This window comes from Sulfurivermis sp. (genome assembly GCF_059410345.1).
On the sequence record NZ_JBLJDO010000003.1, the window covers coordinates 36,819 to 60,853 of the forward strand.

A 24,035-nucleotide genomic window follows, 5' to 3' on the forward strand; every position below is an offset into this window, starting at 1 on the left:
CTGCGCGCAGCGCACCTTGACTCAGCGGCGTTTCAGAGCGCACATCCGCCCGCGCTTGGTATACTCCCCCATCATGTCTGCCCCCTGGTTCGTCTACCTGCTGCGCTGCGCCGACGGCACGCTGTATACCGGCGTGACCACCGACGTGGCACGCCGTGTCGACGAGCACAACCATAGCGACAAACGGGGCGCGCGCTACACCCGCGCCCGCCGTCCGGTGGAGCTGCTGTACTGCGAGGCCACCGATAATCGCTCGGCGGCCTGCAAGCGCGAAGCGGCGATCCGCCACTTAAGCCGCAGCGCGAAGCTGGCGCTGGCACAAGGCACGACCGCATCATGACCCAGCCCCGGCTCTATTCCATCGTCGAAGCCCCACAACATCCCCAGTGCAGCGCCATGTATGCGCGCATGGGTTTCGCCGAACTGCGCTTCGACAGCCAACGCAAGGCCATCGCCGCACTCAAGCAGCAGCCGCCGGCCTATGTGGTGGCCGACTTCATCTACGCCTTCAGCACCTACTATCAGGCCACCAACATCAGCAACCTGGACGTGCTGCTGCATTCGCTGGTGAAGTATGCGCCGCAGGCCCGGGTCATCGTGCTGGCCGGCAAGGACGACCTGCCGCACGTGACTAAACTCAATGCCATACATCCCCTGCATGCCGTGTTCACCTATCCGGTGAGCGAGGCACAGATCGAGGCGGTGCTGATCTCATGAGTACGGACGACACCCTGACGCTGCGGTACACACCGGAGCAGATGGAACACTTCTGCCGCCACCTCGCCACCCACGCCCTGGGCAGCGAGCAACACCTCGCCGCCCTTACTGCCTTGCAGACCTTCATCGCTACTGGCGCCGACGCCGGCGTGCAGGCGCGCCCGGTCTACATGGCAATCCGCCAGTTACTGGAACGGCATATCGAGCAGGCGCGCGCGACCCTGTTGCAGCAAAACATGCAACGGCTGACACAAGCCTTGTTGCAACAGGAGGTGACGGCCATCGCCGCACTTTATCGTCCGCTATCGCGCAGTGGCTTCTGGGAGATACTGAGCCGCTGTGCCGCTACCTTCGACGATACGACGCTTGCGACGCTGGCCCACTGGTCACGGCAGTGGGTGGCGCAGGCACGGCAGCGTGGCGAACAGGCCAGCGGCTTTCCCGACGCCATGGATTTCCACAAGGCCGGCATCGATGTCGCCGAGTACACGGCCATGACCGACGTGGCGCGCTGTCTCGCAGGACTGTCGCCGTGACGCCGGCCATCAAGGCCGCCAAGGCCGCGCGCATCACCTATACCCTGCACAGTTACGCACACGACAAGGCCGCGGCCTCCTACGGCGAAGAGGCCGCGGACAAGCTGGGTCTGAGCAAGGCGCAGGTGTTCAAAACCTTGTTGGCGCAGTTGGACAGAAAGGAGCTGGTCGTTGCCGTCGTGCCAGTGGCGCAGCAGCTCAACCTCAAGCAGCTCGCCGCCGCACTTCATGCCCGCAGCGCGGAGATGGCGAAGCCGGTCGAAGCCGAGCGCGCCACGGGCTATGTGGTCGGCGGCATCAGCCCGCTGGGCCAGAAGAAGCGCCTGCGCACCGTCATCGACGACTCGGCACTCGGACAGGCCACGGTGTATGTCAGCGCAGGGCGCCGCGGTCTGGAGATCGAGCTGGCGCCGCACGATCTCGCGGCACTCACACAGGGCGTGTTCGCCGCCATCGCCCGCTGAGACTTCTCTGGCGTGACGCTGGCGAAAGCCGCCGTAGGCGCCGATAATTAGGCGTCGCCACCAAGCCGGTACCGACCCCATGCCCACCGCCCCCCAGCAGCCTCTCCCGACACGCATCACACCCGGCTTTGCCGCGGCGCTGGACAAGTTCGACCTGAGTACGCTGGAGAATGAGCCTGGTGCGGTGTATGCCCTCGATCAGGAGTTGCGGCTGTGCTACTTCAATCCGGCCTGGTTCGAGTTTGCGGCGCAGAACATGGGGGAGCCGGCCATCTCCACCCGCTTCGGCCTGGGCACCACGCTGCAGCATGCCATCAGCGGCCCGTTGCAGCACTTTTATGTGGAGGCCTATACACAGGTGCTGCGTGAGGGCAGTGCCTGGCAGCACGACTACGAATGCTCCAGTGCGGAAGTCTTGCGTCGCTTTCATCAAAACAGCTACCCGCTGACCAACCACACAGCCGTGATCGTCATCAACAGCCTGACCATCGAACAACCACACCCGGCCGCCGATGCAGGCCCGCAGGCCCCCGATGAAAGTCGTTACCGCGACAGTCACGGCCTGCTCGTGCAGTGCAGCCATTGCCGCCGTGTACAGCGGGCGGCACAACCGGGGCACTGGGACTGGGTGCCGGACTGGGTGGCGAAGCAGCCGCCGCGCACCAGTCACTCCCTGTGCCAGCCCTGCTACGACTATTACTATCGCTTTCGCCGCTAACCGCCGTCGCTGTGGCAAAATTGCCGACCATGAACGCCTCCGACCTGCACCACGCCTTCGTGCCCCTGGCCCGTGAACTGAACGGGATCGACACCCCGGTATATGACGACTGCGGCAAAAACCCGCTTGAGCCCATCATCGGCCTCGGCGCCTCCGACGTGCGCGTCGCCTTCTTCGGCCGCGACCCCGGCCGCGACGAGGTGCAGCACGGCCTGCCCTTCATCGGCGCCGGCGGCCAGAAGGTGCGCGGCGCGCTGTACCAACACCTGTACGGCAAGCCCTTGCCCGACTTCGCTGCCTCGGTGGAAGTGGGCAAGATGTTCTTCTGGGCCAACACCGTTCCTTACAAGCCCATCGGCAACAAGGCCTGGTCGACCAAGGTAAAGAAACAGTTCCAGCCCCTGGTGGCCGACCTGCTGCTGCACACCTGGCAGGGCCAGGACATGATTACGCTCGGGCGCGAGGCCTTTCTCTGGTTCGCCCTCAATCAGGACAAGGCGGTGCAGGCGCAACTGGAAGCGTACTGGGAACGCGAGGACCGCTTCGAGCAGCACACGGAGATCATGCTCGCCGCCCGCGACGGCACCCGGCGCCGCCTGCGCCTGCATCCGCTGCCGCATCCCTCACCACTCAATGCCACCTGGTACAAGCGCTTTCCCAGCCTGCTCTTGGCGCGCCTGCGGCAATTGCAGGTGAGCACCGATAACTGGCGCATAAGATGAGGAGAACCACGCCGTGAGCGACAGCCTGGAAGACCTGCGCCAACGCCTCGCCCGCTTTGCCCAGGCGCGCGACTGGGAGCAGTTCCACACCCCCAAGAACCTCGCCATGGCCCTCATCGCCGAGGCCGCCGAGTTGGTCGAGCATTTCCAGTGGCTCACCGCCGAACAGAGCGAAACCCTGAGCGCGGAGAAGCTGGAAGAGGTGCGCCTGGAACTGGCCGATATCCAGATCTATCTGATCCGCATCGCCGACCGTCTCCACGTCGATCTGATCCGCGCCGTGGAGGACAAGATGGCACGCAACGAACAGCGCTATCCGGTGGACAAGGTCAAGGGGAGTGCCAGGCGGGCAGAAGAATACAAGTAAGGAGGCTCCGAACTTATTCAGAGCTTCCGTAAATCATCGCGCGGGGGGCTGTTGCCAGGCCGTCACAAATTCCGCACCGTCTCGAAGAACTCCCCCACCGGTATGTAGTGACTGCCATCGCAGGAAAAGGTCATGCCGATGAGGCCGTTGATGAGATTCAGCGAGCCGTTGCGTAGGTAGACCGACTGATCCTTGAGGCGCAGGCGGCGGAACTCCGCCAGAATCGCCGGCACGATGGCGGCGGCGATCAGCGGCCGATCGATGGCCACCACCTGATCGAAGCCTGCCAGGAAGTCCGCGGCAAACACCTCCTCGCCGACGAATACCCGATAGCGGTAGGGGTCGTTGTACAACCAGCAGGTGAGCTGGTTGCTGGAGAAGTGGATCTTGGCGTGGAACACGCCGTGGCGGGTGAGCAGGGCCGCCACCGTCGCCATCAGGTCATCGATGCGGGTATCGAAGAGGCTGGCCGTCCGGGTCTGTTCGAAGACGAAGCGGCGCACGGACGGGTCGCCCTTGATCTGTAGCCAATGTTCCGCCATCGCTGTTCCTCCGCCGTTAACAACATGCTAACAACGGGTTTTACAAAGCATTTTTCGGACCAACGCGATTGCCATCCTGCACGCCGCCGTGTAACTGCCCCTGATACATAGCGTTTCCGCTCATCTGCCGGTATCCTTTCGGAGTAACTTGCGGGAGGGAGGCCATGTCTGAACGCATAGCAGCGCCCCATGTCGGTGCGCCTGATCCGGAACAGCGCACCTCACCCATCCTGGAAGAAGCCGACGAGCGCTACGCGGAAGGCGTCCAGCAGCTGGGCGAAGCGGCGATGTGCCAGTTCAACGGCATCGCCTCCCAGCGCGGCGATTATGTGTGCAGCGGCGATGAGCTGCTGCGTTGCCAGGATGGTTTCTGGCTGCGCTTGGGCTCCTGCGATCCCGTGAACCCCTGACAGGCATCATGAGCGGCGACAACACAGCGGCCCACTCCGACAACGAAATCGACTTCAAGGCGGTACGCCACCGTTTCCTGAAGCTCAACCACGCACGCCTGGAGCGCGCCCGGGACGCCCTGCGCGAGCGCCAGCGCGACGTGCTCGATGTACTGCCGCTGCTGTTCCACATCAATCACCCCATGCTGCCGGGTTTTGCGTCCAAGGATGCCCCGGCAGGGCTGGCCGGCCACGAACCGGCCCGGCGTGAGCTGGAGGTTGCCCGGCGTCTGGCGCGCAGCTTTGAATACAAGCGCCTGCGCCAGCGCCACTTCCCCATCCTCGCCCTCTACATGATCGGCAGCCCGGGCAGCATTGCCTATTCGGAAGAAAGCGACTTCGACATCTGGGTGTGCCACGACCCGGCGCTGAGCAGCGCGCAGCTCACCCAGCTGCAGCAGAAGGCCAGCGCCATCGAGGCCTGGGCGGCCACGCTGGACCTGGAGGTGCATTTCTACCTGGTCAATGTGGATCGTTTCCGCAGCGGCGAGGTATTGCCGCTGTCGGAGGAAAGTTCGGGCTCGGCCCAGCACAACCTGCTGCTGGAAGAGTTTTACCGCACCGCCATCCTCATCGCGGGACAGGCCCCGCTATGGTGGCTGGTGCCGCCGTCGCGCGAAGGCGATTACGACAATTACGTGCGTGAATTGCAGGACAAGCGCTTCCTGCATGCGCGCGATCATCTCAACTTCGGCGGCCTTACCCATGTCCCGGCCGAGGAATTCTTCGGCGCGGCGCTGTGGCACATCTACAAGGGCATCGACTCCCCCTATAAAGCCGCCCTCAAGTTGCTGCTGGTGGAGTGCTATGCCAACGAGTATCCGCACATCGACCTGCTCAGCCTGCGCTTCAAACAGGCCTTGTATCGCGGCGAGGAAAACGTCAGCCGCCTCGATCCCTATCTGATGATGCTGGAGAAGGTGGAGGAGTATCTACAGAAGCGGAACGATACTCCGCGGCTGGAGCTGGCACGCCGCGCCTTCTACTTCAAGGCCGGCGAACGCCTCAGCGAGGAGCGCCGTGACGACACCTGGCAACGCGAGCTGTTGCTGCCACTGGTGCGCGGCTGGGGCTGGCGCCAGGCGGATCTGACCCTGATGGATTCGCGCAGCACCTGGAAGGTGCAGAGAGTCGCAGAGGAACGGCGCCTGCTGTTCGATGCCCTCACCGTCAGCTACCGCTTCCTGTCCGACTTCGCACGCCGCTATGCCGGCCTATCGCTGATCAGCCAGCGCGACCTGACCATACTCGGCCGCAAGCTCTATGCCGCCTTCGAACGCAAGGCCGGCAAGGTGGAGCTTCTCAACCGTGGCATCAATGCCGATCTGCGCGAGGCCGCGATCACCGTCGAAGAGTTGCTGGATGATCAGCAGCAGGCCGGCTGGCAGCTGTACCGCGGCACCCTCACCTCAGAAGAGATGCGCCAGGCGACGCCGCTCAAGCGGGCGCGCAACATCATCGAGTTGGTGGCTTGGTGCTATTTCAACGGCATCATCGACCGCCACACCGTGGTGGTGCTCTATCCCAAGATTACCCAGCTCACATCCAACGAGCTGAAGGCCATCGTCGAGCGTATGCATACGTTGTTTCCTGCCGGTTGTCTCGACACCCGATCCCTGGAGGAATACGCCGGCCCGGCGCGCATCGTGCACAGCGCCCTGTTCGTCAACAACGAACTGGATTCATTCACCTCGGCGAGTCTTGGGCAGTCCATCTCCAGCGGCCGCCCCGATGCGCTCAGCTACGGCGGCACCGGCAAGAATCTGGTGCAGACCATGGATCTGGTGATCGTCACCAGCTGGCGTGAGGTGCTCACCTACCACTACCGCCGCGGCAAGGGCCTGATGGATTTCTTCTGCGAATACTTCAAGTGGGCGCCACCCTCACGCGGCGAGGCGCCGCCGCGCGTCCAGGTATTCGGTACCAGCGCCCAGCGCGGCCATATCGCGGCGCAGCGCATCGATAAGCTGTTCCATGATCTGGTGGCCGCCTGGTACGGCGCCAAGGCGTTGCAAGGGGCCCGCTACGTGGTAGCAGTGGGGCGCGGCTATTATCTGTTGTCCTTCGAAGGGGATGTGCTGCAATACGAGGCCCTGCCTGCCGAAAGCAATCTGCTCTCTGCCCTTGGCCGTCCCAGCACCAGCTTCCGGCCGGTGGTGCTGGACCCGCATACGCTGAGCGACTCGGTACTGCCGCTGATCTACAGCCGCAATCGCAGCGGCTGGGTACAGTTTTTCTACCGCCCGCTGGGAGACGTGGTGGAGGTGTACGTGATCGACGAGCGTGGCTCGCTGTTCCATGAAACCTTGCCGTTCTACGACGCCAAGCTGCTGCTCAGCCAATACAGCCGCTTCTTCGACGCCATACTCAATCGCATCAATTTCCTGATGCAGGAAGGCCAGCAGATGAGCGGCGCCGACGGCGTCGAGTTCCATCTCATCGGCCGCGACAGCGAGAACCGTCTCAAGCTGGAACGGCAGATGCCGGAGTTCCGCAGCGCCTATCAGCAGTATGTCAGCTTGCAGGTCATCGTCGACCATGACGAAAATGGCAAGACCATGTTTACCCTGTACTGCGGCGAACGCGAATTTTCCACGCTTGAATACGGCGCCGATCTGTTCTCCGCAGTGGTGCGCCATGTGCTGGAACTACGCCGCAGTGGCCAGCAGTATCCCATCTACATCACCGACATCGGCATGTCACGCGCCGTGCTGGGCGAGCAGGGCGTGAACAAGGTGCAGACCATCCACTTCCTCAGCTACAAGCGCCGCATCGAGAACGAATTGAATCGGGTGCTGCTCGAACAGGCGTAGCAGCCGAATCCTCACGTCGTGCGCCGAAAGGACTCGGCTGCCACATCAGTTCCCCCGCCGCACCTCTTCCAGAATGGCACGGAACTCCACACTCCAGCGCCGAAACAACTGCTTCAATTCGTCGTTGTGCGCCAGCGCATGCAGCTCTGCCGGATTCGCCGTGACCAGCAGGGTTTCCTCGCCTTCGGCGAAGATGGTAACGGGCCAGGGCAGATAGGGGATGAGGTGCGGATAGCGCTGCGACAGTTCGCGCAGCTCATCCGGCTTGGCGAAGAACACCAGCCGATACATGTCCGTCGTGAAGCCGCTGTCGGTCAAGCCGATATCCACGCGCTGCACACGCGATACGGTGTAGCCATGACGCGTGATGACCTCCTGCAATGTGGCCATGGTTTCGGGGAAGGCGTGACTGGAGCGCACCATGAACAATTCATCGGCCAGGGCCGCGGCCGACCAACCCAGCCACAAGGTGCATAACAACAAGGTGGCGCGCAGCGTCATAGCGAGGCCTCCTCCATGATGCCGAGATAAAGCTGGTACATCTCTTCGCAGGGCTTATCCAGTTCGGCGTTATTGAACAGGCGGCTCAGATATTTCGGGTTGATGCTCATCATCTTGACCTGTCCCTCGCGCTCCACCACCGTGATGCGGCACGGCATAAACAGGCCGACGCGGGGGTCGAGCTGCAGCGCCTGATTGATGAAATTGAAATTGCAGAAATAGACGATGTGCGCCTCCCTGCTCTCCTCCGCTGCGGCAAACAGGCCATTCTCCAGCGACTGCTCACGGATGATGCGGAAGTTTTTGCCCACGGCCGAGCGCTTCACCGCCTCCACGGTTTCGTCGAAACTGTAGGGCGACTCCATCTCCAGCACCGGCGTATCGTCGTTGCCGGGTTTCCAGCCCGGGGTGGCGGCAAAGGAACGCACATAGGCAACCACATCGTCGATGTCGCGTTCGCTCAGCCCCTGCTTGATGAATGAGATCATCGGGGTGCCGTCACGACCGTTCATCAGCGTGGACTTGATCATCTGATCGGACGCCGCGGTGAGAAAGCCGGGATTGTTCAGGGCCGGGGCAATGATGGGCAGGTCGCGCGGGCGCGAAAAGGTGACGCCGGTACCGTGCCCGCCCTCGCCGTTGGCGCCGTGGCACACTGCACAGCGTTCGGCAAACAGCGCCTTGCCGCGCGTCGCATCCCCCTGCACCGGCTTGGCCGCGAGGGCAACCACCTTGCTGCCCGCCGGCATCCAGCTGCGCAGGTGGCCGATGATGGCCTTGACCTCGGCATCGCGCAGATGACTGAAACCCGGCATCACGCGGCCGGGGCGGCCATGGCGGATGGTGGCCGCCAGGTACTCATCGCTGACGCTGGGCAGAAAACTGGGCAGGGCCAGCGGCACGCCCACGCCACCGCGACCGTCGGCACCGTGGCAAACAGCGCAGTTCTGGGCATACAGCTCGGCACCGCCAGGGGCGGCCATCGACGGCAAGGTCAGCAGACTCAACAGCAGCAACAAGACTACCCGCATCACTTCTTCCCCGCTTTTTTCGTATCGTGCCTGTCCGGCCGGCAGCGGCGACAGGCATTGAGTTATCTCCCTGGGGCACCCATTGTCGAACATCAGCAACCAGGGATACAAGCCGATGAAACCCATAGCGGAGTCCTGCCTGCAAAACCGTGCCCCGCTCCTCGCCGTGCTGCGCGAGGTCCTGGCAGGACGGAGCCGCCTGCTGGAGATCGGCAGCGGCACCGGTCAGCACGCCGTCTATTTCGCCCCCCAATTTCCCGGGCTCACCTGGCAGACCAGCGACCTGGCGGAAAATCATCCCGTCATTCATGCCTGGCTGGCCGACGAAGGCACCCCCAACATCCTGCCGCCACTGGCACTGGACGTACGCCGCAGCCCGTGGCCTGAACTCCAGGTGGATGCGGTGTTCAGCGCCAATACCGCCCACATCATGGGCTGGGACGCAGTCGAGGCCATGTTTGCCGGGGTAGGCAGGATACTGGAGGCGGGCGGGGTATTTGCCTTGTACGGGCCATTCAACTATGGCGGTCAGTACACCGCCGCCAGCAACGCCCGTTTCGACGCCTGGCTGCGCCAGCGCGACCCGGCCAGCGCCGTGCGCGATTTCGAGGCCCTGGACAGGCTGGCCTGCGCTGCGGGCATGACCCTGTGGCGCGACTATGACATGCCGGCGGACAACCACACCCTGGTGTGGTGCAAACTGCCCTAGGCTGCACGCCCTACAGGGCCACGGTTTCACCGCATTGCGTGGCCAGCAGCTCGGTCAGCACCGGCACCAGCCCCGCGCCGTCGCTGTCCCGCACCCAGCCGCCCGCCGCCGCGTCCCAATTGAAATGAAAACCGCCGCTGCGCGCCGCCAGCCACAACTGACGTACCGGCGTCTGCCGGTTGAGGATCAGCTGCGAGCCGCCGCTGCAATGCAGGGTCAGGATGCCGCCGCTGCTTTCATAATCGATATCGCTGCCGGCCGCATCCAGCGCCTCCTCGATGGCGCGCAGGGTATCGTCGATGCGGCGGTTGAAGGTGGATTCGCTCATGCTTTCCATGGGGAAGACTCCTGAAATCGGCTGACTGTTGCGGGTATACTAGCGCTTCTTATCCTGTCGAGGCTCCTCTGCCATGCGCTTTTGCTGGGGACAATACGCCCTGTGGGCCGTCATCGCCGTGCTCGGCATCATGAGCATGCAGAGCGGTTGTGGCGCGCGCGGCGATCTCTACCTGCCGCAGGACAGCCAACAACAGCAGCAAAAATAACCCCTGCGAGATCATGGACCATTTCACTTTCCGCGCCGGCCGCCTGTTTGCCGAAGAGATCGATGTCACCACCCTGGCGGAGCGCTATGGCACGCCCTGCTACGTCTATTCCCGCGCCACCATCGAACGCCACTACCGCGCCTTCGATGCGGCCCTCGCCGGCACCGAACATCTGGTCTGTTATGCGGTAAAGGCCAACTCCAACCTCGGCGTGCTCAATGTGCTGGCGCGCCTCGGCGCCGGCTTCGACATTGTCTCGGTGGGCGAACTGGAGCGGGTGTTGGCCGCCGGCGGCAACCCGGCCAAGGTGGTGTTCTCCGGCGTCGGCAAACGCGCCGATGAAATGCGCCGCGCGCTGGAGGTAGGCATCCACTGCTTCAATGTCGAATCGGAAGCCGAACTGGAACGGCTCAACCGTGTCGCCGGTGAAATGGGGCTACGCGCGCCGGTATCGCTGCGCGTCAATCCCGACGTGGACGCCAAGACCCATCCCTACATCTCCACCGGCCTGAAGGAAAACAAGTTCGGTGTCGATATCCAGGCTGCACCCGCGGTCTATGCCCGCGCTGCCGAGATGCCCCACATAGAAATCATCGGCGTGGACTGCCACATCGGCTCACAGATCACCGAGACCCGCCCCTTCGTCGATGCGCTGGAGCGCGTGCTGGCGCTGGTGGATACCCTGTGTCAGCGCGGCATCGCCGTGCGCCACCTCGACCTGGGCGGCGGCCTCGGCATTACCTACCGCGACGAGACCCCGCCGCTGCCCGGCGACTATGCCGCACCGCTGCTGGACCGCCTCGCCGGCCGCGACCTCAAGGTGATCATCGAACCGGGCCGCGCCATCATCGGCAACGCCGGTGTCCTGCTCACCCGCGTCGAATACCTCAAACATACGCCGCACAAGAATTTCGCCGTGGTGGACGCGGCGATGAATGATCTCATCCGCCCCACCCTGTACGAGGCCTGGATGGCCATCGTTCCCGCCGTGGCGCGCAATGATGCCCCGGTTCAGCACTACGACATCGTCGGCCCCATCTGCGAAACCGGCGACTTCCTCGGCAAGGACCGCGAACTGGCGCTAAGCGAGGGTGACCTGCTGGCCGTACGCTCCGCCGGGGCGTATGGCTTCTCCATGAGTTCCAACTACAACACCCGGCCACGCGCCGCCGAGGTCATGGTGGACGGCGACAAGAGCTATCTGGTGCGCCAGCGCGAAACCCTGGCCGCGCTGTACGCCGGCGAGAGCCTGCTGCCGGAATGATGGAGCGGGTTGCCGAACCCGAGTTGATGGACGAAGCGGCACAGGCGCATGCCTACGCCGAGGCCGACTTCAGCGCGCCGCACCAGCGCTTCATCGAGCTGTTCCGCATGCAATTCCCCGGGCTGGCGCCGCAGGGCGCCGTGCTCGACCTCGGTTGCGGACCCGGCGACATCACCCGCCGCTTCGCCCAGGCCTTTCCCGCCTGCACCCTGCATGGCGTCGATGGCGCGGCAACCATGCTGCGCCATGCCGCAGCGCTGCAACGCGGCACGGCGCTGGAATCGCGCATCCGTTACATCCACGGCTATCTGCCTGGCGCGAAGCTGCCACACGCGCGCTACGCGACCATTATCAGCAACAGCCTGCTGCATCACCTGGCCGATCCGCTGGTGCTGTGGCAAAGCATCCGCGCTCACGCGGCGCCCCATGCGGCGGTATTCGTCATGGACCTGATGCGCCCGGACAGCCGTGCCACGGCCGCCGCCATGGTGGAGCGGTACGCCGTTGGTGAGCCTGAGGTGCTGCGCCAGGATTTCTATCACTCGCTGCTCGCCGCCTACACGCCGGACGAGGTTGCCGCACAACTCGCCGCCAGCGGCCTGCACCTTGCCGTCACCGTGGTCAGCGATCGCCACTACACCGTCAGCGGATACCTGCCATGAGCGAACGCTTTGAAAATCCGTCCCATGAAGAAATCTGCCGGCGCCTGCGCCAGATCCGCACGGTCGCCGTAGTCGGCCTGTCGCCCAAGGCCGACCGTCCCAGCTACGGCGTGGCGCAGGCCCTGCAACAGTATGGCTACCGAATCGTGCCGGTGCGCCCGGCCGTCGCCGAGGTGCTGGGCGAGCGCGCCTACCCGGACCTGCACGCCGTACCCGGCACCGTCGACCTGGTGGATGTGTTCCGTGCGCCGGAATACGTGGATGAGATCGTCGATATCTGCATCGCCCGCAAGGTGCCGGCGCTGTGGCTACAAGAGGGGGTGGTCAACGAGGCGGCGGCGCGGCGGGCGCAGGCGGCCGGCATCTGGGTGGTGATGGACCGCTGCATCTACAAGGACTATCTGGCCTGCGGCAGCGCCCTTTCCAACACTGGCGACTAAGGGTAACCTGAACCTCCATGCACCTTCCCTTCGTCAAAATGCACGGCCTGGGCAATGACTTCGTGGTCATCGATGCCTACCGCCGCGACGTTCAACTCAGTGCCGAACAGGTACGCTTCCTTGCCGACCGCCGCTTCGGCATCGGCTGCGATCAACTGCTGCTGGTGGAGCAGCCGACCCAGGCCAGCGTCGACTTCCGCTACCGCATCTTCAACGCCGATGGCGGCGAGGTGGAACAGTGCGGCAACGGCGCGCGCTGCTTCGCCCGCTTCGTGCGCGACGAGGGGCTGACCGCCAAGGACGCCATCGTGGTGGAAACCGCCTCCGGGGTGATCACCCTGTACGTGGAGGGCAACGGCGAGATCCGCGTCAACATGGGCGCGCCGCGCTTCGACCCGGCGCAGATTCCGTTCACCGCCGAGGCCGAGGCCGACAAATATCCGCTGGAGGTCGGCGGCGAACCGCTCACCCTCGGCGCGGTATCCATGGGCAATCCCCACGCCGTGCTGCGCGTGGAGGACGTGACCACCGCTGCGGTGGAACGGCTCGGGCCGCTGCTGGAATCTCATGCGCGCTTCCCGCGCCGCGTCAACGTCGGCTTCATGCAAATCGTCGACCGCGGCCACATCCGCCTGCGCGTATTCGAACGGGGCGCCGGCGAAACACTGGCCTGCGGCACGGGTGCCTGCGCCGCAGTGGCGGTGGGCAGGCGCTGGGGAGAGTTGGACGACACCGTGCGCGTCGACTTGCCGGGGGGCAGTCTCACCATCCATTGGGAGGGCGGCGCTGCGCCGCTGTGGATGACGGGGCCGGCGACACGGGTATTCAAGGGGGAGATCGATCTGTGAGCACACAACCACTGGAAACCAATGCCGTCACACTGAGCGACGCCACCGTCGCCGACTACCTGCGCCGCCATCCCGATTTTTTCCTGCGCCACGACTACCTGCTCACCGACCTGGAACTGCCGCACGATGCCAAGGGCGCGGTGTCGCTCATCGAACGCCAGGTCGCGGTCCTGCGTGAACAGCGCCAGGAGCTCAAGCGCAAGCTGCAACATCTGACCCAAACGGCGCGCGACAACGAGCACCTGCTGGAGCGTATCGAGCAACTGATCCTCGGCCTGCTGGAAAGCCGCGGCAGCGAGGCGCTGCTGCGCCGCCTGCGCGAGGGCCTGCGCGAAGATTTCCATGCCGATGCGGTGGAGTTGAAGCTGTTTGCCGGTGACGGCACGAAGGCGCGCGAATCGTTTACCAAGGTGATCGAACGCGGTGAACCGGTATGCGGCCACATCGCCCCGGCACAGGCGCAGTTCCTGTTCGGCAAGGCGGCGGATGAGTTGGCCTCCGGCGCGGTGATTCCACTGTTCGCACCAGACAGTGGGCAATGCCTCGGCATGCTCGGCATCGGCAGCGTCGACCCGCGCCGCTTCCATGCCGAAATGGGCACCACCTTCCTGCGCTATCTCGGCGCCGTGGTGGCGCGCCTGCTGCGTCTGGACAGCATGGCCTAGTCCGATGCACGACGCGGCGCTGGCATGGATCGAGCGCTACGCGCAGCACCTGCGCCACGAACGCCGCCTGTCGCCCCACACCCTGGACAACTACCTGCGCGATCTGCGCCACCTGAGCGACTTCTGCGCGCGCCAGGGCATTGCCGACTGGTCCGCTCTGAGCGCCCCGCAGGTGCGCGCCTACGTCGCCTGGCGCCACCGCTCCGGCATCGGCGGCAGCAGCCTGCAACGGGAACTGTCCGCCATCCGCAGCTTCTTCAATTACCTGCTGCGCGAGGGCATCGCCGGCCACAATCCGGCACAGGACATCCCGGCACCGAAGAGTCCGCGCAAACTGCCGCAGACCCTGGAAGTGGATCAGGCGGCGCACCTGGTGGAGATCCCGGGCGACGATGATGACGCCGTGCGCGACCGCGCCATCATGGAACTGATGTATTCCTCCGGCCTGCGCCTGGCCGAACTGGTCGGCCTGGACTGCAGCGACGTGGACATGGCGGACGCCACCGTGCGCGTCACCGGCAAGGGCGCCAAGACCCGCATCCTGCCCGTCGGTCGCAAGGCCCTCGCCGCCCTGCAGGCCTGGCTGCAACGCCGTCACCTGCAGCCCGGCGCCGCCGCCACCATGGCCCTGTTCCTCGGCCGCGGCGGCCGGCGCATCGCCGCCCGCACGGTGCAGGAGCGCCTGCGCCGCCATGCCCTGGCCCAGGGCCTCGCCGTACCCGTGCACCCGCACATGCTGCGCCACTCCTTTGCCAGCCACATGCTGGAATCCAGCGGCGACCTGCGCGCGGTGCAGGAACTGCTCGGCCACGCCAACATCGCCACCACCCAGATCTACACCCACCTGGACTTCCAGCACCTGGCCAAGGTGTACGATGCCGCCCATCCGCGGGCGAAGAAGAAGGGCACTAGCTAGACCGTGCCTCGCCGCTGTCATGCATTCATGGCATCATTGGCGCACTGACCCTTACCGATTAGCCACCCATGAAACGACTGTTGCCCGCCCTGCTGCTGTGTGCCACCTTCATCGCCCCACCCGTGCTGGCTGCCGGCGGCGGCGCCCCCGCCGGCCCCTACCTGGCCCTGGAGCCGGCCATCGTGGTCAACCTGCAAAGCGCCGGCCGGGTGCGCTTCATGCAGGTGAAGGTACAGGCCATGAGCCGCGATCCCAAAGTGCTCGCCGCACTGAAGGAACATACCGGCCCGGTACGTCATACCCTCATCACCCTCCTGTCGGCGCAGAGCGTCGACGGCATGCACGATGTACAGGTTAGAGAGCAGGTGCGGCAACAGGCGCTGGACGACCTGCGCACCGTGCTGGAAACCCATGCCGGTCTCAAGCGCGACAGTCTCGAGGCCGTCTACTTCACCGACTTCGTGATTCAGTAGCAAACTGCGAGAGCCTGCTTGGCCCCTGCAAAAACAAAGGCCGGGTTGCCCCGGCCTTTGTCATTTAACGCTCCCGGCAACGCTTATTCGCCGCCGCTCACCTCGAACATCACGCTGCCCGGATCAGGCACTACGGTGGGGAAACCAAGCACCTTCCACATCTGCATGCCGCCGCGATAGTAGTGGATGCGCTCTGCCGGATAACCGAGATTCACCAGATTCTTGATGGCGCGCGGCGACTGGCCGCACCAAGGGCCGTTACACCACAGCACGATCTCCTTGGCATCGGTGAAATCCCAGTAGGCCGTCTTGTGCTCACCAAACCAGTCGCCAAAGTTACGCTCCAGCGAACGACGGAAGCCACCGACATTGGGGCGACGTACTGCACCGAGCAGTTTGAAGGCCTTTTCGACGTCGGCGGCGGTGGGGATCTCGCCGAACACGGTGAACGGGATATTGACCGAGCCAGGGATGGTGCCGGCCATGTACCAGGAGGGCAGGCGCGAATCGATGAGCACGCCCTTGCCGGTGTTCACCATCTGTTCCATGAAGTCCAGCAACTCCAGCTCGCCCACCGCATGGATGCCCGGCAACGGCACGTTGGGCTGCAGGCAGAAGGGCGGACACTTGCGCGAGGTCTTGCCCCAGGCCGCATCGACAATATGGTTGGGATCCTGATCGCGCTGGATCACAAAGGGCTTGCCCTCGTGCAGCACCGTCACGGTATCACGGCCCTCGGCGATCTTGACGTCCACGGCCAGGGCGTTGCCCCACCATCCGCTTGCCAGCACCATGGCACAGACTGTCAATATATGTTTCATTTTCATCATCGTCCCCCGGACCCTTCGCCTGCCGCTATTTCTTCAGCAGGCTGGTAGTCGTTTCGCGAATGTTGGATATCTGGCCATTGCCCTGATAGGACTCGAATACCTTGGCCTTGTCCTTGTCATTCAACTTTGAATAGAACATATAGGTGCCGAAGTAGCTGCTCTTCAGCGCCGCCTCGAACTGTTCCTGCGACAGATTGGGAGGCAACTCCTCGCCCAACCCCTGCCCCGCCGCCGACCATCCCTGTTGCGGTTTCGATTCCTGCGCCGCCGGTGCCGGCGCCGTGCGCGCTGCCTCGCCGCCGCTCAGCGCCTGGGTCTCCGCCTTTAGCGCCTTGAGGTAATCGTCATCCGCACCATGGGAAACGGCAACCATCCCGATGCCGGCCAGCAACAACAAAAGTTGCCCCGCCGTCTTCATCCGCATGTGCGTTCCTCCTTAACTGTACATAGCCCCCCGCTCGAACGTCACACGTGTTCTGCCGCATCACTGCCGCGCCGCGGATCATTCGTGCTTAACACTAAGGCGCGCCGTAGATTTGCGCAACACTATTAGAAACTGCGTAAATGCTAAAACGTAAAAACCCGGCAAGAGCCGGGTTTTCGGTTCAGTCGCGTATCCCCACCTTATTGATGGTATGGCACACTCAACTGGTGCACGGCCTCGACAAAGGCGGCGGCGTGTTCCGGGTTCACATGCTGATGGATGCCATGACCCAGGTTGAACACATGGCCGGAACCCTGGCCGTAGGCGGCAAGGATGGCGGCTACCTCGGCGCGGATGCGTTCGGGCGAGGCATACAGCACGCAAGGGTCCATGTTGCCCTGCAGGGCCACCTTGCTGCCGACGCGGCGGCGCGCCGTGCCGATGTCCACCGTCCAGTCCAGACCGAGCGCATCGGCGCCGGCCTCGGCCATCGCCTCCAGCCACAGGCCGCCGCCCTTGGTGAACAACACCACCGGCACCTGGCGGCCGTCGGCCTCGCGTTTGAGGCCGGCGATGATCTGGGCCATGTAGCGCAGGGAGAATTCCTGGTAGTCGCGCGGGGTGAGGGCGCCGCCCCAGGTATCGAAGATCATCAGCGCCTGGGCGCCCGCATCCACCTGGGCGTTGAGGTATTGCGTCACCGCCTGGGCGGTCACATCGAGCAACTGGTGCATCAGCGCGGGCTGGTCGTACAGCATGCCCTTCACATGGGCAAACTCCTTGGACGAACCGCCCTCCACCATGTAGGTGGCCAGGGTCCAGGGGCTGCCGGAAAAACCGATCAGCGGCACGCGGCCGTTGAGATCGCGGCGGATGGTGCGCACCGCATCCATCACGTACTTCAACTCCCCTTCAGGGTCCGGCACGAACAGCTTGGCCACATCGGCGGCGCTACGCACCGGGCGGTCAAAGATCGGCCCCTCACCCTCGGCAAAGCGCAGGCCGAGACCCATGGCGTCGGGCACGGTGAGAATGTCGGAGAACAGGATGGCGGCGTCGAGCGGAAAGCGGTCGAGCGGCTGAATGGTGACCTCGCAGGCCAGCTCTGGATTCTTGCACAGGTCCATGAAGCTGCCCGCCTGGGCGCGGGTGGCGCGGTACTCGGGCAGATAACGCCCGGCCTGGCGCATCATCCATACCGGGGTCACGTCCACCGGCTGCTTGAGCAGGGCGCGCAGGAAACGATCGTTTTTCAGTTCAGCCATCAACTAAAACCCTCTGTCGCAGGGACGCGGAGACGCAGAGGGTTTTATCGCTCGGCAACCATCACGGCAATTGCCGCGATCGTGTCGCAATAATTTGCTCTGCGTCTCTGCGTCTCCGCGACGGTTTGAATCAGACGTTCAGGTAGTCCAGGATGCCTTCGGCGGCCTGGCGACCTTCCCATACGGCGGTGACCACCAGGTCGGAGCCGCGCACCATGTCGCCGCCGGCAAACACCTTGGCGTTGGTCGTCTGGTATTTGTACTGGCCGTTGGCCGGTGCCTTGACGCGGCCGCGCTCGTCCACCTCGATGCCATGCTGGGCGAACCAGGGCTGCGGGCTGGGGCGGAAACCAAAGGCGATGAGCACGCGATCGGCGGGGATGATCTCTTCCGAACCGGCCACCACCTGCGGCGTGCGGCGGCCGCGCGCGTCCGGCGGCCCCATCTCGGTGGTGACCACCTTGACGCCCTCGACGCGTTCCTCGCCGACGATCTCCACCGGCTGCCGGTTCCACAGGAACTGCACGCCTTCTTCCTTGGCATTGGCCACCTCGCGCTTGGAACCGGGCATGTTGGCCTCATCGCGGCGGTAGGCGCAGGTCACTGCCTTGGCGCCCTGGCGGATGGAGGTGCGGTTGCAGTCCATGGCGGTGTCGCCACCGCCCAGCACCACCACGCGCTGGCCCTTCATGTTGATGTAATCGGCCGGGTTCTTTTCATAGCCGTGGCAGTGATTGACGTTCGCAATGAGGAAGTCCAGCGCGGCGTGCACGCCGGGCAGGTCCTCGCCGGGAAAACCACCCTTCATGTAGTTGTAGGTGCCCATGCCGAGGAACACGGCATCGTATTCACCCATCAACTGCTCGAAGCGGATGTCCTTGCCCACCTCGATACCGAGGCGGAACTCGATGCCCATGCCTTCCATCACCTCGCGGCGACGCTTGACGATGGTCTTCTCCAGCTTGAACTCGGGAATGCCAAAGGTGAGCAGGCCGCCGATCTCCGGATGACGGTCGTACACCACCGCCTTGACGCCGTTGCGTGCCAGCACGTCGGCGCAACCGAGGCCGGCAGGACCGGCACCGATCACCGCCACGCGCTTGCCGGTGTCCTTGACGCGCGACAGGTCCGGGCGCCAGCCCTGGGCGAAGGCGGTGTCGGAGATGTAGCGCTCCACTGCGCCGATGGTCACCGCACCGAAGCCGTCGTTCAACGTGCAGGCGCCTTCGCACAGGCGATCCTGCGGACAGACGCGACCGCAGATTTCCGGCAGCGAGTTGGTGCGGTGCGACAGCTCGGCGGCCTCGTTGATGTTGCCCTCCGCCACCAGCTTGAGCCAGTGCGGAATGTAGTTGTGCACCGGGCACTTCCATGAGCAGTAGGGATTGCCGCAGGCCAGGCAGCGATCGGCCTGGGAGGCGGCGCCGTCCGTGTCGAACTGCCCGTAGATCTCGGCGTATTCCTTGATGCGCACCTCGACGGACTTCTTCTCCGGATCGATACGCGGCACTTGCAGAAATTGGAAAACGTTACCCATGACTATTCGCTAATCCCGTATCAGTTACGCCGCGCTCAACAGCGTGCCCAGCAGGCTGTCGATCTCCGATGCCTTGGGCTTCACCAGCCAGAACTTGCCCACCATGTCGGCGAAGTTGTCCAGGATGTACTGGCCCCAGGCGCTGCCGGTCTCAGCCACGAAGGACTCGATCGTCTGGCGCAGGTGGGCGCGGTGCGCCTCGGTCTTCTCGGTGCCGACGCGATGGATATCGATCAGTTCGTGGTTGTAGCGATCGACGAAACCGTTATCGAGGTCCAGCACATAGGCGAAGCCGCCGGTCATGCCGGCACCGAAGTTGAGGCCGGTCTGGCCCAGTACCGTCACTACACCGCCGGTCATGTATTCGCAGCCGTGATCGCCGACGCCTTCCACCACCGCCGCAGCGCCGGAGTTGCGCACCGCAAAGCGCTCGCCGGCCAGGCCGGCGGCATACAGCGTGCCGCCGGTGGCGCCATACAGGCAGGTGTTGCCGATGATGCTGGTCTCCTGGCTCTGGAAGCGACTGCCCTTGGGCGGATAGATCACCAGCTTGCCGCCGGCCATGCCCTTGCCGACATAGTCGTTGGCATCGCCTTCCAGCACCATGTGCAGGCCGCCGGCGTTCCACACGCCGAAACTCTGGCCGGCGGTGCCGGTGAGGCGCAGCGTGATGGGGGCATCGCTCATGCCCAGGTTACCGTAGCGCCTGGCGATCTCGCCGGACAGGCGCGCACCGATGGAACGGTTGACGTTCTGCACCGCGTAGTGGAATTCGCCGCCCTTCTTGCCTTCGATGGCGGGCAGGCAGTCGCGCACCATCTGCTCGGCCAGTTCGGCCTTGTCGAAGGGCTGGTTCTTCGGCGCGGTGCAGAAGCGCGGCTTGTCCGCCGGCACACCGCCGTCGGACAACAGAGGCTGCAGATTGAGGCGCTGCTGCTTGGAGGTGGTGCCCTGCATGATCTCCAGCAGGTCGGTGCGGCCGATCAGCTCCTCCATGGAACGCACGCCGAGGCGGGCCATCCATTCGCGCGTCTCGCGGGTGATGAACTTGAAGTAGTTCATCACCATCTCGGGCAGGCCGATGAAGTGCTCGGAACGCAGCACCTTGTCCTGGGTGGCAACGCCGGTGGCACAGTTGTTCAGATGGCAGATGCGCAGGAACTTGCAGCCCAGCGCCACCATCGGGCCGGTACCGAAGCCGAAGCTCTCGGCGCCCAGCATCGCCGCCTTGACCACGTCGAGGCCGGTCTTGAGGCCACCGTCGGTCTGTACGCGCACCTTGTCGCGCAGATCGTTGGCGCGCAGGATCTGGTGGGTCTCGGTCATGCCCAGTTCCCACGGCGAACCGGCGTACTTCACCGAGGCGAGCGGCGATGCGCCGGTGCCGCCGTCATAACCGGAGATGGTGATGAGGTCCGCATAGGCCTTGGCCACACCGGCGGCGATGGTACCGACACCGGCCTCGGCCACCAGTTTCACCGACACCAGCGCCTGCGGATTGACCTGCTTGAGGTCGAAGATCAGCTGCGCCAGGTCCTCGATGGAATAGATGTCGTGATGCGGCGGCGGCGAGATCAGCGCCACGCCGGGCATGGCGTAGCGCAGCTTGGCGATCAGCTTGTCCACCTTGTCGCCGGGCAACTGGCCGCCTTCGCCGGGCTTGGCACCCTGCGCCACCTTGATCTGCAACACCTCGGCGTTGACCAGGTAGTGCGGCGTGACGCCGAAGCGGCCGGAGGCCACCTGCTTGATCTTCGACATCTTCTCGGTGCCGTAGCGCGCCGGGTCTTCACCGCCCTCACCGGAGTTGGAACGGCCGCCGAGGCGATTCATCGCCGTGGCCAGCGCCTCGTGCGCCTCCGGCGACAGCGCACCCAGCGACATGCCGGCGGAGTCGAAGCGCTTCATGATCGCCTCTTCCGACTCCACTTCCTCGATGGGGATGGGCTTGAGATCGCTGCGCAGCTTGAGCAGGTCGCGCAGCATCGCCACCGGGCGCTCGTTCACATGCCGGGCGTATTCGAGGTAGTCCTCGTACTTGCCGCTGCGTACGGCCTTGTGCAGCGCCTGCACCACATCCGGGTTGTAGGCGTGGTACTCGCCGTTGTGCAGATACTTGAGCAGGCTGCCCTGCTGGATCGGCTTGCGCGGATTCCACGCCTCCTTGGCCAGCAGTTGCTGATCCTCTTCCAGATCGGCGAAGTGGGTGCCGGACAGACGATTGGTGGTGCCCTTGAAGCACAGTTCCACCACATCCTCGTGCAGGCCCACCGACTCGAACAGCTGCGAGCCGCGGTAGCTGGCGATGGTGGAGATACCCATCTTGGAGATGATCTTGTACAGCCCCTTGTTGATGCCCTTGCGATAGGACTCCATCAATTTGGCCGGGTCCTTGCCGCTGATCTCGTGGCTGCGCACCAGGTCATGCAGCACTTCATAGGCCAGGTACGGATACACGGCGGTGGCGCCATAACCGATGAGCACGGCGAAATGGTGCGGGTCGCGCGCCGTGCCGGTCTCCACCACGATGTTGGCATCGCAACGCAGGCCTTCCTTGATCAGGCGATGGTGCACCGCGCCGGTGGCGAGCAGGGCGTGGATCGGCAGCTTGTCCTCGGACAGGGCGCGATCGGACAGCACGATGATCACCTTGCCGGCCTTCACCGCAGCGACGGCGCTGTCGCATATGGCGGTGATGGCGGCCTTGAGGTCGGTGCCCTTGGCGTAGTTCAGATCGATGCGCGCATGGGCGTAGTCGGCGTTGTCCAGCGCCAGCAGGCGCGCGAACTTGCCGCGCGAGAGCACCGGCGAATCCACCAGCAGGCGCGCGGCATGTTCCGGCGTCTCGGTGAACAGATTCTTCTCGCGGCCGAAGCAGGTCTCCAGCGACATGACGATGGCTTCGCGCAGCGGGTCGATGGGCGGATTGGTGACCTGGGCAAACTGCTGACGGAAGTAGTCATACAGCGAACGCACGCGGGTGGACAGCACCGCCATCGGCGTGTCGTCGCCCATGGAGCCGATGGCCTCCTGGCCGGCCTCGGCCAGCGGACGCAACACCTGATCGCGCTCCTCGAAACTGACCTGGAACATCTTCTGGTGCACATGGAGTGCATCCTGCTCCAGCTCGGCGCCGTTGGCGGATTCGTTCAATTCGGACTCCAGACGCTTGACGTGCGCGCTCATCCACTGCTTGTAGGGCTGGCGGCCCTTGAGCATGGTGTCCACATCCTGCGGCAGCAGCAGCTTGCAGGCGATGGTGTCCACCGCCAGCATCTGACCCGGCTTGAGGCGGCCCTTGGCCACCACATCGCTGGGCTGGTAGTCGAACACGCCGATCTCCGAGGCCAGGGTGATGATGCAGCCGCGGTAGTCGCCGCTCTCCGGATCCTTGGCATTTTCACCACGGGTGATCACCCAGCGCGCCGGACGTAGGCCGTTGCGATCCAGGGTACAGGCGGCGTGGCGGCCGTCGGTGAGTACGATGCCGGCCGGACCATCCCACGGCTCCATGTGCATGGAGTTGTATTCATAGAAGGCGCGCAGATCCGGGTCCATGGTCTCCACGTTCTGCCAGGCGGGCGGCACCAAGAGACGCATGGCGCGGAAGATGTCCATGCCGCCGGCGAGCAACGCTTCCAGCATGTTGTCCAGACTGTTGGAGTCGGAACCGGTCATGGACACCAGCGGACGCACATCGTCCATGTTGGGGATCAGCGGCGTCTCGAACTTGTGACCACGCGCCACCGACCAGTAGCGGTTACCCTGCACGGTGTTGATCTCTCCGTTGTGGGCGAGATAGCGGAATGGCTGCGCCAGGCGCCACTGCGGCCAGGTGTTGGTGGAGAAACGCTGGTGGAATACGCACAGCGCCGAGGCCAGGCGCTTGTCGTTCAGATCGGTGTAGAACACCGGCAGATAGGCCGGCATCACCAGCCCCTTGTACGACACCACGCGGCTGGAGAAGCTGGGCAGATAGAACACCGGGTCGTTGGACTCGATGACCTTCTCGGTGCGACGGCGTGCGATGTACAGATGGCGTTCGAAGGCCGCCTCATCCATGCCGGCCGCGGCATTGATGAAAATCTGCTCGATGCGCGGCAGGGTCTTCAGTGCCTCGGCACCGCAGGCGCTGCTGTCGGTCGGCACCACGCGCCAACCGGCCACCTGCAAGCCCTCCCTGGTGACCTCCTGCTCCAGCTGCCGGCGCGCCTTGTCGGCCAGCGCGGCATCCTGGTTGAGGAACACCATGCCCACGGCATAGCTGTCGGCGAGGGTGATCTTCTGTGCGGCGGCCACGGCGCGCATGAACGCATCGGGCTTCTTCATCAGCAGGCCGCAACCGTCCCCGGTCTTGCCGTCGGCGGCAATAGCGCCGCGGTGAGTCATGCGCGCCAGCGCGCCAATGGCAGTGTCCACCAGCCAGTGGCTGGCGGCGCCATCCATATGAGCAATGAGGCCGAAGCCGCAGTTGTCCTTTTCGAATTCGGGGCGGTACAGCCCGCCGAGCATGCTTTGTCTGTCGTTCACGGCCACAAGTCTTAAGTGAGGTTCTCGCGGAAAACCGGGCGAAAAATGGCGATTTGCCCGGACCCCG

Annotated in this window: 27 protein-coding genes; 18 read left to right on the forward strand and 9 right to left on the reverse strand. The window is 64.4% G+C overall.

Features of this window, described 5'->3' with window-relative positions:
• The first annotated feature begins 73 nt into the window (after positions 1–73).
• The 7 genes from ACMV8A_RS03520 to ACMV8A_RS03550 all read left to right on the forward strand — a co-directional run bounded on the left by ACMV8A_RS03520 (position 74) and on the right by ACMV8A_RS03550 (position 3,524).
• A complete protein-coding gene (locus tag ACMV8A_RS03520) occupies positions 74–340 on the forward strand; it encodes a GIY-YIG nuclease family protein (protein WP_495324359.1) in 267 nt (88 codons plus the stop codon).
• Positions 337–717 (forward strand): hypothetical protein, encoded by a 381-nt coding sequence (locus ACMV8A_RS03525; protein ID WP_495324360.1) that lies wholly within the window; start codon positions 337–339, stop codon positions 715–717. Before ACMV8A_RS03520 ends, ACMV8A_RS03525 begins: the two co-directional genes overlap by 4 nt.
• Positions 714–1,253, forward strand: a complete 540-nt coding sequence (locus ACMV8A_RS03530; protein WP_495324361.1) for a hypothetical protein — start codon at positions 714–716, stop codon at positions 1,251–1,253. The genes ACMV8A_RS03525 and ACMV8A_RS03530 overlap by 4 nt, the downstream gene beginning before the upstream one ends.
• Entirely contained in the window at positions 1,250–1,717 is a 468-nt protein-coding gene (ybaK, locus tag ACMV8A_RS03535; protein WP_495324362.1) for a Cys-tRNA(Pro) deacylase, read from the forward strand. The genes ACMV8A_RS03530 and ybaK overlap by 4 nt, the downstream gene beginning before the upstream one ends.
• Positions 1,718–1,796: 79 nt before the next feature.
• A complete protein-coding gene (locus ACMV8A_RS03540; RefSeq protein WP_495324363.1) occupies positions 1,797–2,435 on the forward strand; it encodes a hypothetical protein in 639 nt (212 codons plus the stop codon).
• 29 nt (positions 2,436–2,464) lie between these two features.
• The gene (locus ACMV8A_RS03545) at positions 2,465–3,157 is read left to right on the forward strand and encodes a uracil-DNA glycosylase family protein (RefSeq protein ID WP_495324364.1); all 693 of its coding nucleotides are present in this window, start codon (positions 2,465–2,467) and stop codon (positions 3,155–3,157) included.
• Positions 3,158–3,170: 13 nt separating this feature from the next.
• Entirely contained in the window at positions 3,171–3,524 is a 354-nt protein-coding gene (locus ACMV8A_RS03550) for a nucleotide pyrophosphohydrolase (RefSeq protein ID WP_495324365.1), read from the forward strand.
• 62 nt (positions 3,525–3,586) lie between these two features.
• On the opposite strand, the gene ACMV8A_RS03555 is transcribed toward ACMV8A_RS03550, so the two are convergent.
• The gene (locus tag ACMV8A_RS03555; RefSeq protein WP_495324366.1) at positions 3,587–4,066 is read right to left on the reverse strand and encodes a hypothetical protein; all 480 of its coding nucleotides are present in this window, start codon (positions 4,064–4,066) and stop codon (positions 3,587–3,589) included.
• Positions 4,067–4,230: 164 nt separating this feature from the next.
• Here ACMV8A_RS03555 and ACMV8A_RS03560 point away from each other — a divergent pair, with 164 nt between their 5' ends.
• Positions 4,231–4,476 carry a hypothetical protein gene (locus tag ACMV8A_RS03560; protein WP_495324367.1) on the forward strand — a complete coding sequence of 82 codons (246 nt, stop codon included), beginning with the start codon at positions 4,231–4,233 and terminating at the stop codon, positions 4,474–4,476.
• 8 nt (positions 4,477–4,484) lie between these two features.
• Positions 4,485–7,328 (forward strand): class I adenylate cyclase, encoded by a 2,844-nt coding sequence (locus ACMV8A_RS03565; protein WP_495324368.1) that lies wholly within the window; start codon positions 4,485–4,487, stop codon positions 7,326–7,328.
• A gap of 45 nt (positions 7,329–7,373) precedes the next feature.
• On the opposite strand, the gene ACMV8A_RS03570 is transcribed toward ACMV8A_RS03565, so the two are convergent.
• Entirely contained in the window at positions 7,374–7,829 is a 456-nt protein-coding gene (locus ACMV8A_RS03570) for a DUF302 domain-containing protein (protein ID WP_495324369.1), read from the reverse strand.
• Entirely contained in the window at positions 7,826–8,860 is a 1,035-nt protein-coding gene (locus ACMV8A_RS03575; protein ID WP_495324370.1) for a c-type cytochrome, read from the reverse strand. Before ACMV8A_RS03575 ends, ACMV8A_RS03570 begins: the two co-directional genes overlap by 4 nt.
• Before the next feature lie 115 nt (positions 8,861–8,975).
• Between ACMV8A_RS03575 and ACMV8A_RS03580 the strand changes: the two genes are divergently transcribed.
• Positions 8,976–9,569: a DUF938 domain-containing protein gene (locus tag ACMV8A_RS03580; RefSeq protein WP_495324371.1), complete on the forward strand. Its 594-nt coding sequence runs from the start codon at positions 8,976–8,978 to the stop codon at positions 9,567–9,569.
• Positions 9,570–9,579: 10 nt separating this feature from the next.
• Here the strand turns inward: ACMV8A_RS03580 and cyaY are convergent, their stop codons facing one another.
• On the reverse strand, positions 9,580–9,906 hold the full coding sequence (gene cyaY / locus ACMV8A_RS03585; protein WP_495324372.1) for an iron donor protein CyaY: 327 nt from the start codon (positions 9,904–9,906) through the stop codon (positions 9,580–9,582).
• A gap of 73 nt (positions 9,907–9,979) precedes the next feature.
• Between cyaY and ACMV8A_RS03590 the strand changes: the two genes are divergently transcribed.
• From ACMV8A_RS03590 to ACMV8A_RS03625, 8 genes are all read left to right on the forward strand, one after another.
• Entirely contained in the window at positions 9,980–10,114 is a 135-nt protein-coding gene (locus tag ACMV8A_RS03590) for a lipoprotein (protein ID WP_495324373.1), read from the forward strand.
• A gap of 13 nt (positions 10,115–10,127) precedes the next feature.
• Positions 10,128–11,378, forward strand: a complete 1,251-nt coding sequence (gene lysA, locus ACMV8A_RS03595) for a diaminopimelate decarboxylase (protein WP_495324374.1) — start codon at positions 10,128–10,130, stop codon at positions 11,376–11,378.
• Positions 11,375–12,040 (forward strand): class I SAM-dependent methyltransferase, encoded by a 666-nt coding sequence (locus tag ACMV8A_RS03600; RefSeq protein ID WP_495324375.1) that lies wholly within the window; start codon positions 11,375–11,377, stop codon positions 12,038–12,040. The genes lysA and ACMV8A_RS03600 overlap by 4 nt, the downstream gene beginning before the upstream one ends.
• Entirely contained in the window at positions 12,037–12,480 is a 444-nt protein-coding gene (locus ACMV8A_RS03605) for a CoA-binding protein (protein ID WP_495324376.1), read from the forward strand. The genes ACMV8A_RS03600 and ACMV8A_RS03605 overlap by 4 nt, the downstream gene beginning before the upstream one ends.
• A gap of 17 nt (positions 12,481–12,497) precedes the next feature.
• On the forward strand, positions 12,498–13,328 hold the full coding sequence (gene dapF / locus ACMV8A_RS03610; protein WP_495324377.1) for a diaminopimelate epimerase: 831 nt from the start codon (positions 12,498–12,500) through the stop codon (positions 13,326–13,328).
• Entirely contained in the window at positions 13,325–13,993 is a 669-nt protein-coding gene (locus tag ACMV8A_RS03615) for a DUF484 family protein (protein ID WP_495324378.1), read from the forward strand. Before dapF ends, ACMV8A_RS03615 begins: the two co-directional genes overlap by 4 nt.
• A 4-nt stretch (positions 13,994–13,997) precedes the next feature.
• Entirely contained in the window at positions 13,998–14,909 is a 912-nt protein-coding gene (gene xerC, locus ACMV8A_RS03620) for a tyrosine recombinase XerC (protein WP_495324379.1), read from the forward strand.
• Positions 14,910–14,977: 68 nt separating this feature from the next.
• Positions 14,978–15,382, forward strand: coding sequence for a flagellar basal body-associated FliL family protein (locus tag ACMV8A_RS03625; protein ID WP_495324380.1), 405 nt, complete (start codon positions 14,978–14,980; stop codon positions 15,380–15,382).
• A gap of 83 nt (positions 15,383–15,465) precedes the next feature.
• Here ACMV8A_RS03625 and ACMV8A_RS03630 read toward each other — a convergent pair whose 3' ends face one another.
• The 5 genes from ACMV8A_RS03630 to gltB all read right to left on the reverse strand — a co-directional run bounded on the left by ACMV8A_RS03630 (position 15,466) and on the right by gltB (position 23,950).
• On the reverse strand, positions 15,466–16,203 hold the full coding sequence (locus ACMV8A_RS03630; protein WP_495324381.1) for a rhodanese-like domain-containing protein: 738 nt from the start codon (positions 16,201–16,203) through the stop codon (positions 15,466–15,468).
• Positions 16,204–16,237: 34 nt separating this feature from the next.
• Positions 16,238–16,636 (reverse strand): hypothetical protein, encoded by a 399-nt coding sequence (locus ACMV8A_RS03635; RefSeq protein ID WP_495324382.1) that lies wholly within the window; start codon positions 16,634–16,636, stop codon positions 16,238–16,240.
• A 200-nt stretch (positions 16,637–16,836) separates the two neighbouring features.
• Complete coding sequence (hemE, locus tag ACMV8A_RS03640) at positions 16,837–17,901, reverse strand: uroporphyrinogen decarboxylase (protein WP_495324383.1); 1,065 nt, start codon at positions 17,899–17,901, stop codon at positions 16,837–16,839.
• 130 nt (positions 17,902–18,031) lie between these two features.
• The gene (locus ACMV8A_RS03645; RefSeq protein WP_495324384.1) at positions 18,032–19,438 is read right to left on the reverse strand and encodes a glutamate synthase subunit beta; all 1,407 of its coding nucleotides are present in this window, start codon (positions 19,436–19,438) and stop codon (positions 18,032–18,034) included.
• A gap of 24 nt (positions 19,439–19,462) precedes the next feature.
• Positions 19,463–23,950 carry a glutamate synthase large subunit gene (gene gltB, locus ACMV8A_RS03650; protein ID WP_495324545.1) on the reverse strand — a complete coding sequence of 1,496 codons (4,488 nt, stop codon included), beginning with the start codon at positions 23,948–23,950 and terminating at the stop codon, positions 19,463–19,465.
• Positions 23,951–24,035: the final 85 nt, after the last annotated feature.

Excerpts from the sequence above, each read along its gene's own strand:
- ACMV8A_RS03520 (WP_495324359.1), top strand. The coding sequence starts at position 74 with ATGTCTGCCCCCTGGTTCGTCTACCTGCTGCGCTGCGCCGACGGCACG.
- ACMV8A_RS03525 (WP_495324360.1), top strand. The coding sequence starts at position 337 with ATGACCCAGCCCCGGCTCTATTCCATCGTCGAAGCCCCACAACATCCC.
- ACMV8A_RS03530 (WP_495324361.1), top strand. The coding sequence starts at position 714 with ATGAGTACGGACGACACCCTGACGCTGCGGTACACACCGGAGCAGATG.
- ACMV8A_RS03540 (WP_495324363.1), top strand. The coding sequence starts at position 1,797 with ATGCCCACCGCCCCCCAGCAGCCTCTCCCGACACGCATCACACCCGGC.
- ACMV8A_RS03545 (WP_495324364.1), top strand. The coding sequence starts at position 2,465 with ATGAACGCCTCCGACCTGCACCACGCCTTCGTGCCCCTGGCCCGTGAA.
- ACMV8A_RS03555 (WP_495324366.1), bottom strand. The coding sequence starts at position 4,066 with ATGGCGGAACATTGGCTACAGATCAAGGGCGACCCGTCCGTGCGCCGC.
- ACMV8A_RS03560 (WP_495324367.1), top strand. The coding sequence starts at position 4,231 with ATGTCTGAACGCATAGCAGCGCCCCATGTCGGTGCGCCTGATCCGGAA.
- ACMV8A_RS03565 (WP_495324368.1), top strand. The coding sequence starts at position 4,485 with ATGAGCGGCGACAACACAGCGGCCCACTCCGACAACGAAATCGACTTC.
- ACMV8A_RS03570 (WP_495324369.1), bottom strand. The coding sequence starts at position 7,829 with ATGACGCTGCGCGCCACCTTGTTGTTATGCACCTTGTGGCTGGGTTGG.
- ACMV8A_RS03575 (WP_495324370.1), bottom strand. The coding sequence starts at position 8,860 with ATGCGGGTAGTCTTGTTGCTGCTGTTGAGTCTGCTGACCTTGCCGTCG.
- ACMV8A_RS03580 (WP_495324371.1), top strand. The coding sequence starts at position 8,976 with ATGAAACCCATAGCGGAGTCCTGCCTGCAAAACCGTGCCCCGCTCCTC.
- cyaY (WP_495324372.1), bottom strand. The coding sequence starts at position 9,906 with ATGGAAAGCATGAGCGAATCCACCTTCAACCGCCGCATCGACGATACC.
- ACMV8A_RS03590 (WP_495324373.1), top strand. The coding sequence starts at position 9,980 with ATGCGCTTTTGCTGGGGACAATACGCCCTGTGGGCCGTCATCGCCGTG.
- lysA (WP_495324374.1), top strand. The coding sequence starts at position 10,128 with ATGGACCATTTCACTTTCCGCGCCGGCCGCCTGTTTGCCGAAGAGATC.
- ACMV8A_RS03600 (WP_495324375.1), top strand. The coding sequence starts at position 11,375 with ATGATGGAGCGGGTTGCCGAACCCGAGTTGATGGACGAAGCGGCACAG.
- ACMV8A_RS03605 (WP_495324376.1), top strand. The coding sequence starts at position 12,037 with ATGAGCGAACGCTTTGAAAATCCGTCCCATGAAGAAATCTGCCGGCGC.
- dapF (WP_495324377.1), top strand. The coding sequence starts at position 12,498 with ATGCACCTTCCCTTCGTCAAAATGCACGGCCTGGGCAATGACTTCGTG.
- xerC (WP_495324379.1), top strand. The coding sequence starts at position 13,998 with ATGCACGACGCGGCGCTGGCATGGATCGAGCGCTACGCGCAGCACCTG.
- ACMV8A_RS03625 (WP_495324380.1), top strand. The coding sequence starts at position 14,978 with ATGAAACGACTGTTGCCCGCCCTGCTGCTGTGTGCCACCTTCATCGCC.
- ACMV8A_RS03630 (WP_495324381.1), bottom strand. The coding sequence starts at position 16,203 with ATGAAACATATATTGACAGTCTGTGCCATGGTGCTGGCAAGCGGATGG.
- ACMV8A_RS03635 (WP_495324382.1), bottom strand. The coding sequence starts at position 16,636 with ATGCGGATGAAGACGGCGGGGCAACTTTTGTTGTTGCTGGCCGGCATC.
- hemE (WP_495324383.1), bottom strand. The coding sequence starts at position 17,901 with ATGGCTGAACTGAAAAACGATCGTTTCCTGCGCGCCCTGCTCAAGCAG.
- ACMV8A_RS03645 (WP_495324384.1), bottom strand. The coding sequence starts at position 19,438 with ATGGGTAACGTTTTCCAATTTCTGCAAGTGCCGCGTATCGATCCGGAG.
- gltB (WP_495324545.1), bottom strand. The coding sequence starts at position 23,950 with ATGCTCGGCGGGCTGTACCGCCCCGAATTCGAAAAGGACAACTGCGGC.